This window comes from Rhodococcus sp. NPDC057297 (assembly GCF_042667435.1).
GTDB lineage: Bacteria > Actinomycetota > Actinomycetes > Mycobacteriales > Mycobacteriaceae > Rhodococcoides.
On sequence record NZ_JBHUZE010000002.1, the window covers coordinates 175,473 to 189,413 of the forward strand.

The 13,941-nt window shown below is 65.5% G+C and carries 13 protein-coding genes; 12 read left to right on the plus strand and 1 reads right to left on the minus strand.

Features of this window, described 5'->3' with window-relative positions:
* Positions 1-17 precede the first annotated feature (17 nt).
* The 11 genes from ACFULT_RS06730 (at position 18) to ACFULT_RS06780 (ending at position 12,167) form a co-directional block, all read left to right on the plus strand.
* Positions 18-2,408 (plus strand): HAD-IC family P-type ATPase, encoded by a 2,391-nt coding sequence (locus ACFULT_RS06730; protein ID WP_176459902.1) that lies wholly within the window; start codon positions 18-20, stop codon positions 2,406-2,408.
* Between the two features lie 42 nt (positions 2,409-2,450).
* Positions 2,451-2,642 carry an antitoxin gene (locus tag ACFULT_RS06735; protein WP_037103968.1) on the plus strand — a complete coding sequence of 64 codons (192 nt, stop codon included), beginning with the start codon at positions 2,451-2,453 and terminating at the stop codon, positions 2,640-2,642.
* A 60-nt stretch (positions 2,643-2,702) separates the two neighbouring features.
* Positions 2,703-4,340 (plus strand): Na+/H+ antiporter, encoded by a 1,638-nt coding sequence (locus tag ACFULT_RS06740; protein WP_378480983.1) that lies wholly within the window; start codon positions 2,703-2,705, stop codon positions 4,338-4,340.
* Positions 4,340-5,521 carry a lipase family protein gene (locus ACFULT_RS06745; RefSeq protein WP_094719432.1) on the plus strand — a complete coding sequence of 394 codons (1,182 nt, stop codon included), beginning with the start codon at positions 4,340-4,342 and terminating at the stop codon, positions 5,519-5,521. Before ACFULT_RS06740 ends, ACFULT_RS06745 begins: the two co-directional genes overlap by 1 nt.
* Before the next feature lies 1 nt (position 5,522).
* Positions 5,523-5,897 (plus strand): MmcQ/YjbR family DNA-binding protein, encoded by a 375-nt coding sequence (locus ACFULT_RS06750; RefSeq protein WP_037103782.1) that lies wholly within the window; start codon positions 5,523-5,525, stop codon positions 5,895-5,897.
* A gap of 11 nt (positions 5,898-5,908) precedes the next feature.
* Entirely contained in the window at positions 5,909-7,060 is a 1,152-nt protein-coding gene (locus tag ACFULT_RS06755) for a sensor histidine kinase (protein WP_371828826.1), read from the plus strand.
* Between the two features lie 42 nt (positions 7,061-7,102).
* Entirely contained in the window at positions 7,103-7,885 is a 783-nt protein-coding gene (locus tag ACFULT_RS06760; RefSeq protein WP_378480984.1) for a LytR/AlgR family response regulator transcription factor, read from the plus strand.
* Positions 7,882-8,250: a membrane protein gene (locus ACFULT_RS06765; RefSeq protein WP_037103791.1), complete on the plus strand. Its 369-nt coding sequence runs from the start codon at positions 7,882-7,884 to the stop codon at positions 8,248-8,250. The genes ACFULT_RS06760 and ACFULT_RS06765 overlap by 4 nt, the downstream gene beginning before the upstream one ends.
* Positions 8,251-8,252: 2 nt before the next feature.
* Positions 8,253-9,989, plus strand: a complete 1,737-nt coding sequence (locus ACFULT_RS06770) for a cation acetate symporter (RefSeq protein ID WP_037103795.1) — start codon at positions 8,253-8,255, stop codon at positions 9,987-9,989.
* Between the two features lie 211 nt (positions 9,990-10,200).
* Positions 10,201-10,500 carry a DUF485 domain-containing protein gene (locus ACFULT_RS06775; protein ID WP_052059083.1) on the plus strand — a complete coding sequence of 100 codons (300 nt, stop codon included), beginning with the start codon at positions 10,201-10,203 and terminating at the stop codon, positions 10,498-10,500.
* On the plus strand, positions 10,497-12,167 hold the full coding sequence (locus tag ACFULT_RS06780; protein WP_052059076.1) for a cation acetate symporter: 1,671 nt from the start codon (positions 10,497-10,499) through the stop codon (positions 12,165-12,167). Before ACFULT_RS06775 ends, ACFULT_RS06780 begins: the two co-directional genes overlap by 4 nt.
* Before the next feature lie 89 nt (positions 12,168-12,256).
* Here the strand turns inward: ACFULT_RS06780 and ACFULT_RS06785 are convergent, their stop codons facing one another.
* On the minus strand, positions 12,257-13,219 hold the full coding sequence (locus ACFULT_RS06785) for a hypothetical protein (RefSeq protein WP_037103801.1): 963 nt from the start codon (positions 13,217-13,219) through the stop codon (positions 12,257-12,259).
* A gap of 253 nt (positions 13,220-13,472) precedes the next feature.
* Here ACFULT_RS06785 and ACFULT_RS06790 point away from each other — a divergent pair, with 253 nt between their 5' ends.
* Complete coding sequence (locus ACFULT_RS06790) at positions 13,473-13,907, plus strand: SRPBCC family protein (RefSeq protein ID WP_037103804.1); 435 nt, start codon at positions 13,473-13,475, stop codon at positions 13,905-13,907.
* Positions 13,908-13,941 lie beyond the last annotated feature (34 nt).

The window sequence follows — 13,941 nt, forward strand, 5'->3', positions numbered from 1 at the left end:
CCAACTAGTCTGTGTCCATGTCGATCGAGACGGACGCGCAGTGGGAACGCGGGCTCACCGAAGCGGAAGTAGCGCAACTCAGAGCGGACGGGAAATCCAACGACGTTCCGGCGCGTGCGAGTCGTTCGGTCAAGGACATCGTCCGCGGCAATGTCTTCACGCGGATCAATGCGATTCTGGGTGTTCTGCTGATCATCGTGCTGTCGACGGGATCGATCGTCGACGGCATGTTCGGACTTCTGATCGTCGCCAACAGTGGTATCGGCATCATTCAGGAGATCCGGGCCAAGAGGACGCTCGACGAGCTCGCGATCGTCGGCCAGAGCAAACCGGTTGTTCGACGGGACGGTGTCGCGCGTGAGGTTGCCCCGGACGAGGTGGTGCTCGGTGACGTCATCGAGTTGGGCCCGGGCGATCAGATCGTCGTCGACGGCAGTGTGGTCGAAGCGTCGTCGCTGGAGGTCGACGAGTCGCTGCTCACCGGTGAAGCGGACGCGGTGCACAAGGAGATCGAGGCGCCGATCCTGTCCGGTAGTTTCGTCGTAGCCGGTAGTGGTGCCTACCGCGCAACGAAGGTCGGCCGTGATGCGTACGCCGCCAAGCTGGCCGAGGAAGCGAGCAAGTTCACCCTGGTGCACTCCGAGCTGCGGAGCGGCATCGACAAGATCCTGAAGTTCATCACCTACCTGATGATTCCGGCCGGTGCGCTCATCATCTACAACCAGCTGTTCTCGTCGGGGCAGTCGCTGGGTCCTGCGCTCAACGGTATGGTCGCGGCCCTCGTTCCGATGGTGCCCGAGGGTTTGGTGCTGATGACGTCGATCGCGTTCGCCGTCGGTGTCGTTCGGCTCGGGCAACGGAAGTGTCTCGTCCAGGAACTTCCCGCAATCGAGGGGCTCGCTCGCGTCGACGTGGTGTGTGCGGACAAGACGGGCACGTTGACCGAGAACGGTATGCGCCTCGCGGAGCTTCGTGTGGTGGAAGAAGGCGATACCGCCGCGCTGCCTCGGGTCCTGGCCGCGCTCGCACACGACGATCCTCGACCGAACGCAAGTGTTCTCGCGATCGCCGAAGCGTTCCCGGATGATCCGGGGTGGACCGAGACCGCGGTCGCGCCGTTCTCGTCGGCGAAGAAGTGGAGTGGACTGTCCTACGGGGACGACGGCAACTGGCTTCTCGGAGCGCCCGACGTTTTGCTGGACCCGAACAGCGACATCGCCCGCCAGGCAGAGGAAGTCGGCTCGTCGGGACTGCGTGTTCTGCTGCTCGCCAGCAGTGACCTCCCGGTCGACGACGACGCGGCCCCCGGTGTGGTCACCCCGCGGGCGCTGGTGATCCTGGAACAGAAGGTGCGGTCCGACGCCCGCGAGACCCTCGAGTACTTCGCGAGCCAATCCGTTGCCGTGAAGGTCATCTCCGGGGACAACGCAGTGTCGGTGGGGGCCGTCGCAGGATCCCTCGGCCTCGCCGGCAGCCCCATCGACGCACGCAATCTGCCCGAGCGCACCGAGGACCTCGCCGACACCGTCGAGAATTCCACCACGTTCGGACGGGTGCGCCCCGATCAGAAGCGTCAGATGGTCGGTGCACTGCAGTCCCGCGGCCACACCGTGGCGATGACCGGGGACGGCGTCAACGACGTGCTCGCACTCAAGGACGCCGACATCGGTGTCGCCATGGGCTCGGGCAGTGCCGCGACGCGCGCCGTCGCGCAGATCGTGCTCTTGGACAACAAGTTCGCGACGTTGCCGTACGTCGTGGGTGAAGGCCGACGCGTCATCGGAAACATCGAACGCGTCTCGAACCTGTTTCTCACCAAGACCGTGTACTCGGTTCTGTTGGCGTTCCTCATCGGGCTGTCCGGGGTGCTGTCACAGATCTTCCACTTCGAGCCGATTCCGTATCCGTTCCTGCCGCGTCACGTCACCATCGCCGCGTGGTTCACGATCGGCATCCCCGCATTCATCCTGTCGCTCGCCCCCAACAACGAGCGCGCGCGGTCCGGGTTCGTCCCGCGCGTGATGCGCCTGGCGGTGCCGTCGGGCCTGATCGTCGGCGTCGCGACGTTCGTGTCGTATCTACTTGCCTACCAGGGCCCGCAGGCGACCGAGGAGCAGGTGACCCAGGCGAGTACGACGGCATTGATCACGCTGATCATGATCGCCGTGTGGGTGCTCGCCGTCGTCGCTCGGCCGTACGTCTGGTGGAAGATCGTGCTGCTCGCCGGTTCGGTGTTGGGCTACCTGGCGCTGTTCACCATCCCGTTCTGCCGCACGTTCTTCAAGCTCGATCCGTCGAACATCGCGCTGACGACCTCGGCGTTCGTGATCGGCGCCATCGGAATCGTGCTCGTCGAGGTGTCCTGGCGCGTCAGCGCGGCCCTGCAACGACACCGTTCCGCGAAGTAAGCTTCATCCCGCCAGCACAAACACACGCGAATGGGAGTGGTCATGGGTTTCGCAGACAACCTCAAGGGCTTCGTCGACAAGGGCAAAGAGCTCGCCGCCGAGAACTCCGACAAGATCGAGGACGTCGTCGACAAGGCGGGCGATTTCATCGACGACAAGACCGGTGGCAAGTACGCCGACAAGGTCGACAAGGTGCAGGAAGCGGCGAAGAAGGCCATCCCGGACAAGCCGTGAACGAATGATCGTGTGCGAGTCGGCTGCGCGAGGCAGCGCAGCTGACGGCATGATCTAGCTGTGGACGGACCAGTACTTCTTCTCGTCGTGATCGCGGCCGTCGCGGTGGCGGGTTTCGCCAAACGCTTCGACCTTCAGGTGCCGCTGGTGCTCGTCGCGGTCGGGTCGGTGGCGTCGTTCGTTCCAGGAGTCCCTCAGCTGACTCTGTCACCCGAGCTGATCCTCGGCGTGGTATTGCCTCCACTGTTGTATTCGGCTGCGCTCGACTTCTCGTTCGTCAGCTTCCGCAAGAACTTGGGCCACATTCTCCGGCTCGGCATCGTCATGGTCATCGTGACCGCGGTGGCCGTGGGATATTTCGCCAACTGGCTGGTACCGGAACTCACTCTCGGCGCCGCACTGGTCCTGGGCGCTGTGGTGGCGCCTCCCGACGCCGTAGCCGCGATCGCTGTCGGCCGCAAACTCGGTCTGCCCTCCCGCATGATGGCGATCCTGACCGGGGAAAGCCTTGTCAACGACGCGGCCGCCCTGACTCTGTTCACCCTCGCCGTCGCGTCGGTGACGGGCAAGAAGATCGAGATCGACTCGCCCGTCCTGTTCTTCGCGTACGAGATCGCGGGCGGAGTGATCGTCGGCTACGTGCTCGCCCGCATCGTCCGTTTCGTTCGTTCGCGCATTCGCGATTCCTCGTTGGAAACCGTTCTGGGACTTGTGCTTCCGTTCACCGCATACCTGGCTGCCGAGGAGATCCACGCGTCGGGAGTGCTGGCCGTCGTGACCGCGGGATTCGTACTCGGCAGGGTCACCGCGGACGTCGCGGTCCCAACGCGAATTCAGGAACGCCAGGTCTGGCCGTTGATGGACCTGCTGCTCGAGGCATTCGTGTTCGCCTACATGGGATTGCAGCTGAAATCTGTCATCCAGGAAGTGCAGCGTGACGGACTGCCGGTGCACCACATCTTCGCCTATGCCCTGCTCGTTCTGCTGGTCGTCATCGTCGTCCGGCCTGCCTGGATCTTCGTCAACACCTCCAGACGTTCCGTGGTGCGCAAACTTCTGCGCAGGAAGGCGTCGGAGACGTCCGACGCACTCGGCCTGACGTGGCGACAGAATCTCGTCCTGTCCTGGGCGGGAATGCGAGGCGTGGTGACGCTGGCCGCGGCGTCGGGTGTGCCGCTCGCCACCGTGGCGGGCGATCCGTTCCCGGGCCGCGCCGTCATTCAAGCCGTCGCATTCGTCGTTGCGGTCGGGACGTTGGTGATCCAGGGGCTGACGCTGCCGATGCTCATCCGGAGACTCGATGTCGCCGACGCCGACGAGCAACGACGAACCGACGAACAGGCGGCTCTCGCACGGTCCATCTCGAGGTCCGCTGCCGAGCAGTATCTTTCCGAGGCCGCGGTGAACGGGATCGCGGGGGCCAGCCGAGAATCCGTCGAGCACGTCCTGGAACGGGTTCGACGATCGGTCCGCGCGCGACTCGACGCCGACGAGACCGAAGACCACGAAGAGCGGATCGCCGCAGCGAGCGCACTGTTCGACACGTTGCGCCGCAACGTCCTCGTCGCACAGCGCACAGCACTGGTGCATGCTCGTGACGAGGGCGAACTGGACGACGAGGTCCTGCGGACCGTTCTCGACGGCCTCGACGTGGAGGAAGCTGCGGCCGAAGCACGACTGGAACGGAGAAACCGATAGTGCGGCGGTGGCTGGTCGGCGTCCTGGCCCTGACTCTTCTCGCCGGGTGCGGCGGGCCCGAGGCGCAGCCTGCGCTCGATTCGCCTGTGCCCCCCGCTGCACCCGCACCCGTCGGCGACGAACGTGGCGCGATCGTCTCGCAGACGGACATGGGTCATCTCGACCTCGCAGTGCGGTTCCTCGGTGCGTCCGCCACCCGTGTGGTGTACGCGTCCACATCGGGTGACGGCTCGTCGCGGACGGAAGTGTCCGGGGTGATCTTCACCCCGAAAGGGGCGCCGCCGGAGGGCGGTTGGCCCATCGTGTCCGTGGGTCACGGCACGACCGGAGTCACCGACGAGTGCGCCCCGTCGCTGTACCCGAACCTGTTGGGCACCATCGGGACCGTCGCTCCGTTCCTCGAACGAGGCATGGTCGTCGCGGTCACGGACTACGAGGGCATCGGCACACCCGGCGTTCATCCCTATCTCGACCCGAATGCCGCGGCGTACAACGTCATCGACGCAGTCCGAGCGGCCGCGAACGTCGTACCCGGCACCGGTGATCGGTGGGGGGCGATCGGTAACTCGCAAGGTGGACAGGCAGTGTGGGCGGCAGCAGAGCATGCGGATTACGCGGACGGGTTGGAGCTCGTCGGCAGTGCCGCGCTGTCGCCCGTCCTCGATCTCGCGCCCATGTTCGACGCGGGGCATGTGAACACCCTTCCGCAGATTCTGCTGACACCGTTTCTGGTCGATGGCCTGCAGTACCGGGATCCGGAGGTGACCGGAACCGAGTTCGTCCGGGGCGCGCTCGAGGCCGACAGGCGCGCGCTGACCGCGTGCACGGACCTCCTGGGCGTGCAGAAGGCGGAAGCCGCTGGGCGTCTGACGCCGTCGGACGCGACGCCGGATACCGAGGCGTCACGTCTGAAGATGGTGGAGTGGTTGACGTCCGTCGCACTGCCGCGCACACGGACGGATGTGCCGTTGCTGGCCGTCGTCGGGCAGCAGGATCAATTGATCGACCCGAAATGGACACGCGACGCCGTAGCGCGGGCATGCTCGATGGGAGACGTCGTGTCCATCCGGGAAGAGCCCGGCCAGGGGCATTCGGACCAGGCGGCCGTCGCCGACGGGGTGGCGTGGTTGACCGACAGATTCGCCGGCGTACCACCGCCCGACACCTGCGCAGGAGGATGACATGGACCCGAACCCACTGACGATGGTGCGGGCGCTGTGCCTGGCGCTTCCCGAGGCCACCGAGCGCACCAGCCACGGCGAACCGTCCTGGTTCGTCCGCAAGTCTCCACAGTTCGCGATGTTTTCCGACCATCATCACGACGACCGCGTCGGTTTCGTCGCCGCTGCCCCGGCCGGGGCACAGCAAGCGTGGGTCGCGAAGGACAGCACCCGCTTCTACGTACCCCCGTACTTCGGCGGGCGAGGGTGGATCGGCGTCTACCTCGACGTGCCGCAGGACTGGGAGGACATCGCCGACATCGTGGAGGATGCGTACCGGACGGTGGCGCCCAAGACGCTGCTGACCCAACTCGATGCCGAGCGCCAACCCGAATGACCTCTGCTCTGATGTGGTTCGCGGTCATCGTGGCCTGCGCGATCGTCGCCGTCGCTGTGATCAGTCTGCGGGGACGCCGGGATCTGACGACGCCCGAGGAACGCGCGGTCCACGCGACACTGCACACTGCGTCGCTGGCGGCTCGCCCGCTCCGACGGGGCCTGGACACCGAGTCCGCGGCCGAGGCCGCGCCTCATCTTCGCGCGCTCACCGGTGGTGACGCGCTGGGCGTCGCCGATGCCGACGCGCACCTGCTGGCGTGGAACGGCCCCCACGAGGAGGTGGTCGGGCAGTTCCGTGAGGCGGCCGCGCGGGCAGTCAGCGGGCAGCGCCGCATTCTGATCACCGCGCCTGCCGGTGCGACGTGGCGCACCGTGGTGGTCCAGCCGTTGCTCGTCGAGGACGTCGGAGTCGTGGGAGTTCTGGGCGTCGTGACGACGTCGACGCCGGGGCCAGGCATGCTCGGGGCCGTCGGCGAGGTTGCCCGGTACGCCTGCGGACAGATCGAGTTGGCCGAGCTCGACGCCTCGCGCGCCCGCCTCGACCGTGCGGAAGTCCGAGCACTGCGAGCCCAGATCAGCCCCCACTTCATCTACAACGCGCTCGGTACGGTTGCGTCGTTCGTCCGTACCGATCCCGACAGGGCACGAGAGCTGGTGCTGGAGTTCGCGGATTTCACCCGCTACTCCTTCCGTAACTCCGGTGAGTTCACCGTCCTGTCCGACGAGCTACGCAACATCGATCGGTACCTGACGCTCGAGCGGGCGCGCTTCGGCGACACTCTGCAGGTCACGTTGCAGGTCGCGCCCGAGGTGCTGAACGTCGCGTTACCGTTCCTCGCGCTCCAACCCCTGGTCGAGAACGCGGTGCGGCACGGGATCGCCGGTCGTGCAGGCGGCGGCACCATCACCATCGTCGCCGCCGACGAGGGAACCGACTGCCTCATCAGTGTCGAGGACGACGGCGTCGGGATGGATCCGGAGCTGCTGCGCTCGGGAACGCTTGATTCCGACGAGGCCGCGCACGTGGGTCTGTCGAATGTGGACGATCGACTGCGCGCGGCATTCGGGAACGACTACGGTCTCGTCGTGGACACGGGCGTGGGTGCCGGAACGAAGGTCAGCATGCGGGTTCCCAAGTTCAAAGCGGGGATTCGGGCATGACCGTCGTGCTCGGCAGCGTTGGATGTCTGGGATGATGCGGTGATGACCGGTCTTGTTGTGCTTGCAGTCGACGACGAGAAGCCGGCGCTCGACGAGTTGGCGTTTCTGCTGGACAGGCAGGAATCGGTGGCCGAGGTCTTCGTGGCGTCGGACGCCACCACGGCGTTACGCCGTCTGCAGCACCCGGTCGACGCCTCCTACCCGGCGATCGACGCGGTGTTCCTCGACATCAACATGCCGGGGCTCGACGGGTTGGAATTGGCCGGAATCCTCTCGAATTTCGTGCATCCACCGGCGGTCGTGTTCGTCACGGCCCACGACGACCGAGCGCTGGCGGCCTTCGACCTGGGTGCTGTCGACTACCTGCTCAAACCGTTGCGCGAGGATCGTCTTGCGGAATCCCTGCGTCGGATCACCGCCGCCGGCCGACGCCCGGAGACGCAGGAACAGAGCGCGGGCGACGAGATCATCCCGGTCGAACTCGGCGGGACGACGACCCTCGTGCAGCGTGCGAGCGTGGGATGGGTGGAGGCGGACGGCGACTACGCCCGGCTGCACACCACCACGGGTTCTCACCTCGTGCGCATTCCCATCTCCACCCTCGAAAGTCGTTGGGCCGAAGTCGGTTTCCTTCGGGTGCACCGGTCTTACCTGGTGTCCCTGTCGTTGGTGACGGGCATCAAGAGCGTCGGATCGGGGCTCGTGGTGTGCCTTCGTCGCCACGGCGACCTCGCTGCCGTCGAACTCCCGGTGAGCAGGCGCCACACCCGGGCACTGAAGGATCGCCTCGTCCGCGGGCCGCTGCAATCCTGGTCGAATCGATGACCGAGCCAGCTCGGACGCCGCGTGAACGGGTGGTGCTCGCTCGCAGGCGCGGCGCCCGGATTGTCAGAACACGGGTGGAAGTGCAGGAACACACCGAGGTCGGCGACGCCATGGTGCGTGGCCTCGTTCGAGCCCAACTGCTGTTGTCGATCAGGCTCGCCGTGGTGACGCTCGCCGTACTGTTCTCGATTCCGTTGCTGGGCCTGCTCGTTCCCGCGTTCTCCGACGCCGTGGTGTTCGGAGTTCGGTTGCCGTGGGTCGTGCTCGGGGTTGCGGTGTACCCATTGCTGCTGGGTGTCGGCTGGATCTACGTCCGTCGCTCCGAGCGCATCGAGCAGCAGTTTCTCGACCTGGTGGACGATTGATCGTGACGGGTGTGCCGTGGTTGACGGTGGGAGCGTTGCTGATCGCCGCGTTCGCGACCGTCGCCATCGGTGTGTACGGCGTGCGCCTGGCCCGTACGACGTCGGACTTCCTGGTCGCGTCACGCACTGTGGGGCCGAAGTGGAACGCGGCCGCTATTTCCGGTGAATACCTTTCGGCTGCATCGTTTCTCGGGGTCGCCGGCCTCATCGCGAAGTACGGTGCCGACGCCCTGTGGTATCCGATCGGTTTCACCGCCGGGTATCTCGGTCTGCTGCTGTTCGTCGCGGCGCCGCTTCGACGCAGCGGGGCGTACACCGTTCCGGATTTCGCCGAGTTCCGGCTTGGTTCGCAGCGATTGCGCACACTCGCGATGTTCGTCGTCGTGGTCATCTGCGCCCTGTACCTCGTCCCGCAGTTCCAGGGTGCCGGGCTCACGCTCAACATCCTGCTGGGAGTTCCGGGGTGGGTGGGCGCGGCGGTCGTCGGGTTCATCGTCATCGCCAACGTCGTCGGTGGAGGAATGCGCTCCATCACGTTCGTGCAGGCCTTCCAGTACTGGTTGAAGCTGACGGCCGTCGCCGTCCCCGCCCTCGTGCTGTCCGTGCACTTCTTCTCCGACGATCGCGCGGTCGGCAGCCCTGCGCCACCGACGGTGGATCGGGCGACGACGGTCGAGATCAACACCGACGTTCTCGTTCAGGTGGATTCACCGATCGGCGCGCTCATCAGCGGCACTCTCGACGGCGACAGCGTCGACGGCGCAGTGGTGCTGGGTGCAGGCACGCACGAGTTGTCCGAGGGAACGTCCCTGGTGCTCGACGCGGGTTCGGCCGTTCCCGTCGTGGCGGGCGCACCGACGACGGACCTTCAGTGGGCGATGCCCGGGGGTGGTCTCGGCGGCATGCATCCGCTGTACCAGGTGTATTCGCTCATTCTGGCGACATTCCTCGGCACCCTCGGTTTGCCCCACGTGCTCGTGCGGTTCTACACCAACCCCGACGGTCGTGCGGCGCGGGTGACGTCGCTGACGGTCCTCGGTCTGCTCGGCTTGTTCTATCTCTTCCCGACTCTGCTGGGAGTCTTCGCGCGTCTGTACGTTCCGCAGTTGTTGATCACCGGGAACTCCGACGCGGCGGTGCTGCTGTTGCCCGGGTCGGTGCTGTCCGGTGTGGGAGGCCAACTCCTGGCCGCTCTCGTCGCCGCCGGGGCCATCGCCGCGTTCCTGTCGACGTCGTCGGGTCTGTTGGTGAGCATCGCCGGTGTGCTCAGCACCGATGTCCTGCGCGGCCGCGTCCGAGACTTCCGCATCGCAGCGGTGCTCGCGGGAGCCGCGCCGTTGGCGATGTCCCTCGGGCTCGCGTCGCTCGATCTGTCCCGCACGGTGGGGCTGGTGTTCGCGGTTGCCGCGTCGACGCTGTGCCCCCTCCTCGTGCTGGGCATCTGGTGGCGCGGACTGACCGCGGCCGGTGCAGCAGCCGGGCTGATCGGCGGCGGAACCGTCTCGCTCGTGGCGGCGTCGCTGTCGGTGTTCGGAATACCGGAGGCATGGGTCGGGGGATGGGCGGCGACGATCCTCGGGTACCCCGCCGCGGTCAGCGTGCCGCTCGCCTTCGGTTCGATGTACCTGGTCAGCAAGGCCACATCACGGACGATTCCCGTCGACATCGGAGGCATTTTCACCCGGTTGCACGCTCCCGAACGCCTGGGAGTCGGCAAAGACCGTGAGGGCGAGCTCTGACACGACGCCCGTTTGTCGCGGCGAGACAACCGTTCGGCGCAGACCTACGCAGCTGAACGTGTGACCGACGCCACCACGTTCTTTTGTGATCCCCATCTCACTACTCTCAGTCCAGATCTTCCGTCACACCCCGTGACGCCACGACGAGGGAGCAACTTTCGTGACAACACCGGACACATCTCCACCACCGGACGAGCAGGCGTTCATCGACATGCAGGCAAGCCCTGAATTCCAGGAACTGCGACGACGCCTACGCAGCTTCGTGTTCCCGATGACCGCGTTCTTCCTGATCTGGTACATCGTCTACGTGCTGCTGAGCAACTACGCGCAGGACTTCATGTCCACCCCTGTCTGGGGCAACGTCAACGTCGGCCTGCTCCTCGGACTGGGGCAGTTCGTCACCACCTTCGCGATCACGGGCATCTACGTTCGCTTCGCGAACCGTGAACTCGACCCGCGCGCCGAGGCACTGCGCAACGACATGATCGCGTCCCAGGAGGCCAAGCGATGACCTCGAGCCAGATTCCGATTCCTTCCGCAGGCACTCACTTCCTGGCGCAAGCCGCAGACACCACCGTCGGAGAACCACTCGTCAACATCGCGATCTTCGGCGCGTTCGTCGCCGTCACGATGTTCGTTGTCATCCGCGCCTCGAAGAAGAACGCGACCGCCTCCGAGTTCTTCACCGCCGGTGGCGGATTCTCCGGACCACAGAACGGCGTCGCCATCGCAGGCGACTACCTCTCCGCGGCAAGCTTCCTCGGCATCGCGGGCGCCATCGCCGTCTACGGGTACGACGGCTTCCTCTACTCCATCGGCTTCCTCGTCGCCTGGCTCGTCGCGCTGCTGCTGGTGGCCGAGTTGCTCCGCAACACAGGCAAATTCACGATGGCCGACGTGCTGAGCTTCCGTCTCAAGCAACGTCCGGTGCGCACCGCGGCCGCGCTGTCGACACTGACGGTGTCGCTGTTCTACCTCCTCGCGCAGATGGCGGGCGCAGGCGGACTCGTCGCACTCCTGCTCGACATCTCCGACCGCACCGGGCAGTCCATCGTCATCGCCGTCGTCGGTGTGTTGATGATCGTGTACGTCCTCGTCGGTGGCATGAAGGGCACCACCTGGGTCCAGATCATCAAGGCAGTTCTGCTGATCGCCGGTGCGCTGTTCATGACAGTGCTCGTCCTCGCGAAGTTCGGTTTCAACATCTCCGAGCTGCTCGGCAGCGCCCAGGAAACCATCGCCGGTTCGGCCGATCCGACCGTCGCGGCCCGTGAGGTACTCGAGCCGGGTGCGCAGTACGGCGGCAGCAACATGTCCAAGCTGAACTTCCTGTCGCTCGGCATCGCACTCGTGCTCGGAACTGCCGGTCTCCCACACGTTCTCATGCGCTTCTACACGGTCCCTACCGCCAAGGAAGCCCGTCGCAGCGTCGTCTGGGCCATCGCACTCATCGGTGCTTTCTACCTCTTCACCCTGGTACTCGGCTACGGTGCCGCAGCAATTGTCGGACCGGACCGCATCCTGGCGTCGGCAGGCGGACAGAACTCCGCGGCACCGCTGTTGGCCTTCGAGCTCGGCGGCGTCATTCTGCTCGGTGTCATCTCGGCGGTCGCCTTCGCGACGATCCTCGCCGTGGTCGCCGGCCTGACCATCACCGCGTCGGCGTCGTTCGCTCACGACATCTATGCCAGCGTCATCAAGAAGGGCGATGTCGACGAGAAGAAGCAGGTCAAGGTCTCGCGCATCACCGCCGTCGTGATCGGTGCACTGGCCATCGGCCTCGGCATCCTGGCGAACGGTCAGAACATCGCGTTCCTCGTCGCACTCGCCTTCGCGGTCGCTGCCGCGGCGAACCTGCCGACCATCGTGTACTCGCTGTTCTGGCGTCGCTTCAACACCACCGGCGCACTGTGCAGCATGTACGGCGGCCTGATCTCGACGCTCGTGCTCATCGTCTTCTCCCCGGCCGTGTCCGGATCGAAGACCGCGATGATCCCCGGCTCGGACTTCGCCTGGTTCCCGTTGTCCAACCCCGGAATCGTCTCCATCCCACTCGCATTCGTGCTCGGCATCGTCGGAACGCTGCTGTCGAAGGACAGTGAGAGCCGTGCCAAGCAAGCCGAGATGGAGGTTCGCTCACTCACCGGCATCGGTGCGGAGAAGGCCACCGCCCACTGAGGGTTCCATCGCTGTCTTCTCGCACACCTTCCAGTCCCTCGCACAGGTTGCAGCCTGTGCGGGGGACTGCAGTGTGTGCGGGAAGGGGGTCACCTTGCCGACGGCCGGACCACGGTGCGTGGGGTGGGGAGTGCGGCTGCGAGCTCGATCGACGCTCGCAGCTTGGACACCAGCCTGTCGGGGTTCTCGAGGTCCGACCACGTCAACCGGAGAACGATCCAACCGTGCGCTCGCAGCGCGTCCTCGCGCTTCTTCTCGGCGACCACAGCAGCAGCCGGTGTCTGCCCAGGTTTCAGATACTTCGAATACTTGACCATTCCGTCGAATTCGATGATCACTCCGTACTGCGCCAACAGGAAATCGACGCGAGCGAGGAACGCACCGCCCTTCGTGTATAGATCGACCTGCAATTCGGGGTGGTCGAAACCCGCATGGTGCAACTGCACGCGACACCGTGATTCGCCCACACTCTCGCTGTGCTCGGAGCTGAAGTGCAGCGCGCGAAGTGCCTTTGCGATGTTTCTTCGCCCGCGTCGGTTCAAGGCCTCGGTGACGGATTCGATCGAGACGAGCTTCTTCGCCAATGCACTGTCCGTAGCGCACACCGCTGCTTCGAAGGGGAGCGCGCGGCACAGATCGGCGACCGTCCGGCTCGGTGACGTCACGGACAACCCCCGGATGTTCACGATGTCGTCGTCGACGAGAGGTGCGGGATGAACGTGCCGCCCACCGGTCTTACGGCCACCACCGCTCCGACCGACGGTGAAATGAACACGCTGCAGATCCGGGGCCCACAGTGCGATCCCGTGGACCAGGGCAGCGGACTGGTGACTCACGACGAGTCGGCCACCGGCGGCGTTCGCGTGCGCCCGCGTCCGGAGAACGTGGCGATCCTCTGGCCCCAGAGCCTGGAGCGCCGACGACTCGGCGAATGCGCCGCGTCGGATTCGCTTCATAGTCCCGTTCCTGGTCGCGGTCCGTATCTCGCTGTCCGACGTTCCGGTGCGCACGAGCTGGCTACGCATCAGCAACGGGTCCTCGTCGAATCGCATGGCGACGATCGTGGTCGATCGGGCGCGTTCGCGATAGCTGTGGATGAACGATCCTGGGGATAACTCGATTGTGTTGTACGATGCGCGATTTCGTTCTGCTCCCGCACACCTTCCAGTCCCTCGCACAGGGTGCAGCCTGTGCGGGGGACTGCGGCGTGTGCGGGGGAGGAACTGGTAGCTATCACAACTCCGCGGGCCCCGGTGAGGTCTGCCTCACACATCGGGGTTGACGCGTTTGGTTACGATCCCTTCCGTGGCCAAGCTGAAGGTAACCGTCAACGTCCCGCTCGACCCCGAGACCGCGTGGACTCATGCATCCGATCTGTCCGACTACGACAAGTGGTTGTCCATCCACGAAGGTTGGCGCTGTGACCTGCCGGAACAGCTGTCGGTGGGTACTACGTTGGAGTCCGTCGCGTCGGTGAAAGGCATGCGTAACCGCGTCCGGTGGACCATCGAGAGCTACGACCCGCCGAAGAAGCTGAAGCTGAAGGGCAGCGGCAAGGGCGGAGTGAAGATCGGGCTGGTGCTGTCGGTCGCGGAGGGCAAGAGCGGCGGCTCCGACCTGACGCTGGACGTCGAGCTCGGGGGTGCTCCGCTGTTCGGTCCGATCGGCTCCGGCGTCGCTCGGGCGCTGAAAGGCGACATCGAGAATTCGATGAAGACTTTCGAATCGCTGTACGCCTGACAACGGAGAGGCCTTTCCATGCCCGGCAGACACA

Bases quoted from the DNA above. Each gene is read 5' to 3' on its own strand.
- ACFULT_RS06750 (WP_037103782.1), top strand. From the start codon at position 5,523: ATGGACCCGAACCCACTGACGATGGTGCGGGCGCTGTGCCTGGCGCTT.
- ACFULT_RS06755 (WP_371828826.1), top strand. From the start codon at position 5,909: ATGTGGTTCGCGGTCATCGTGGCCTGCGCGATCGTCGCCGTCGCTGTG.
- ACFULT_RS06735 (WP_037103968.1), top strand. From the start codon at position 2,451: ATGGGTTTCGCAGACAACCTCAAGGGCTTCGTCGACAAGGGCAAAGAG.
- ACFULT_RS06730 (WP_176459902.1), top strand. From the start codon at position 18: ATGTCGATCGAGACGGACGCGCAGTGGGAACGCGGGCTCACCGAAGCG.
- ACFULT_RS06785 (WP_037103801.1), bottom strand. From the start codon at position 13,219: ATGCGATTCGACGAGGACCCGTTGCTGATGCGTAGCCAGCTCGTGCGC.
- ACFULT_RS06775 (WP_052059083.1), top strand. From the start codon at position 10,201: ATGCAGGCAAGCCCTGAATTCCAGGAACTGCGACGACGCCTACGCAGC.
- ACFULT_RS06765 (WP_037103791.1), top strand. From the start codon at position 7,882: ATGACCGAGCCAGCTCGGACGCCGCGTGAACGGGTGGTGCTCGCTCGC.
- ACFULT_RS06780 (WP_052059076.1), top strand. From the start codon at position 10,497: ATGACCTCGAGCCAGATTCCGATTCCTTCCGCAGGCACTCACTTCCTG.
- ACFULT_RS06760 (WP_378480984.1), top strand. From the start codon at position 7,103: ATGACCGGTCTTGTTGTGCTTGCAGTCGACGACGAGAAGCCGGCGCTC.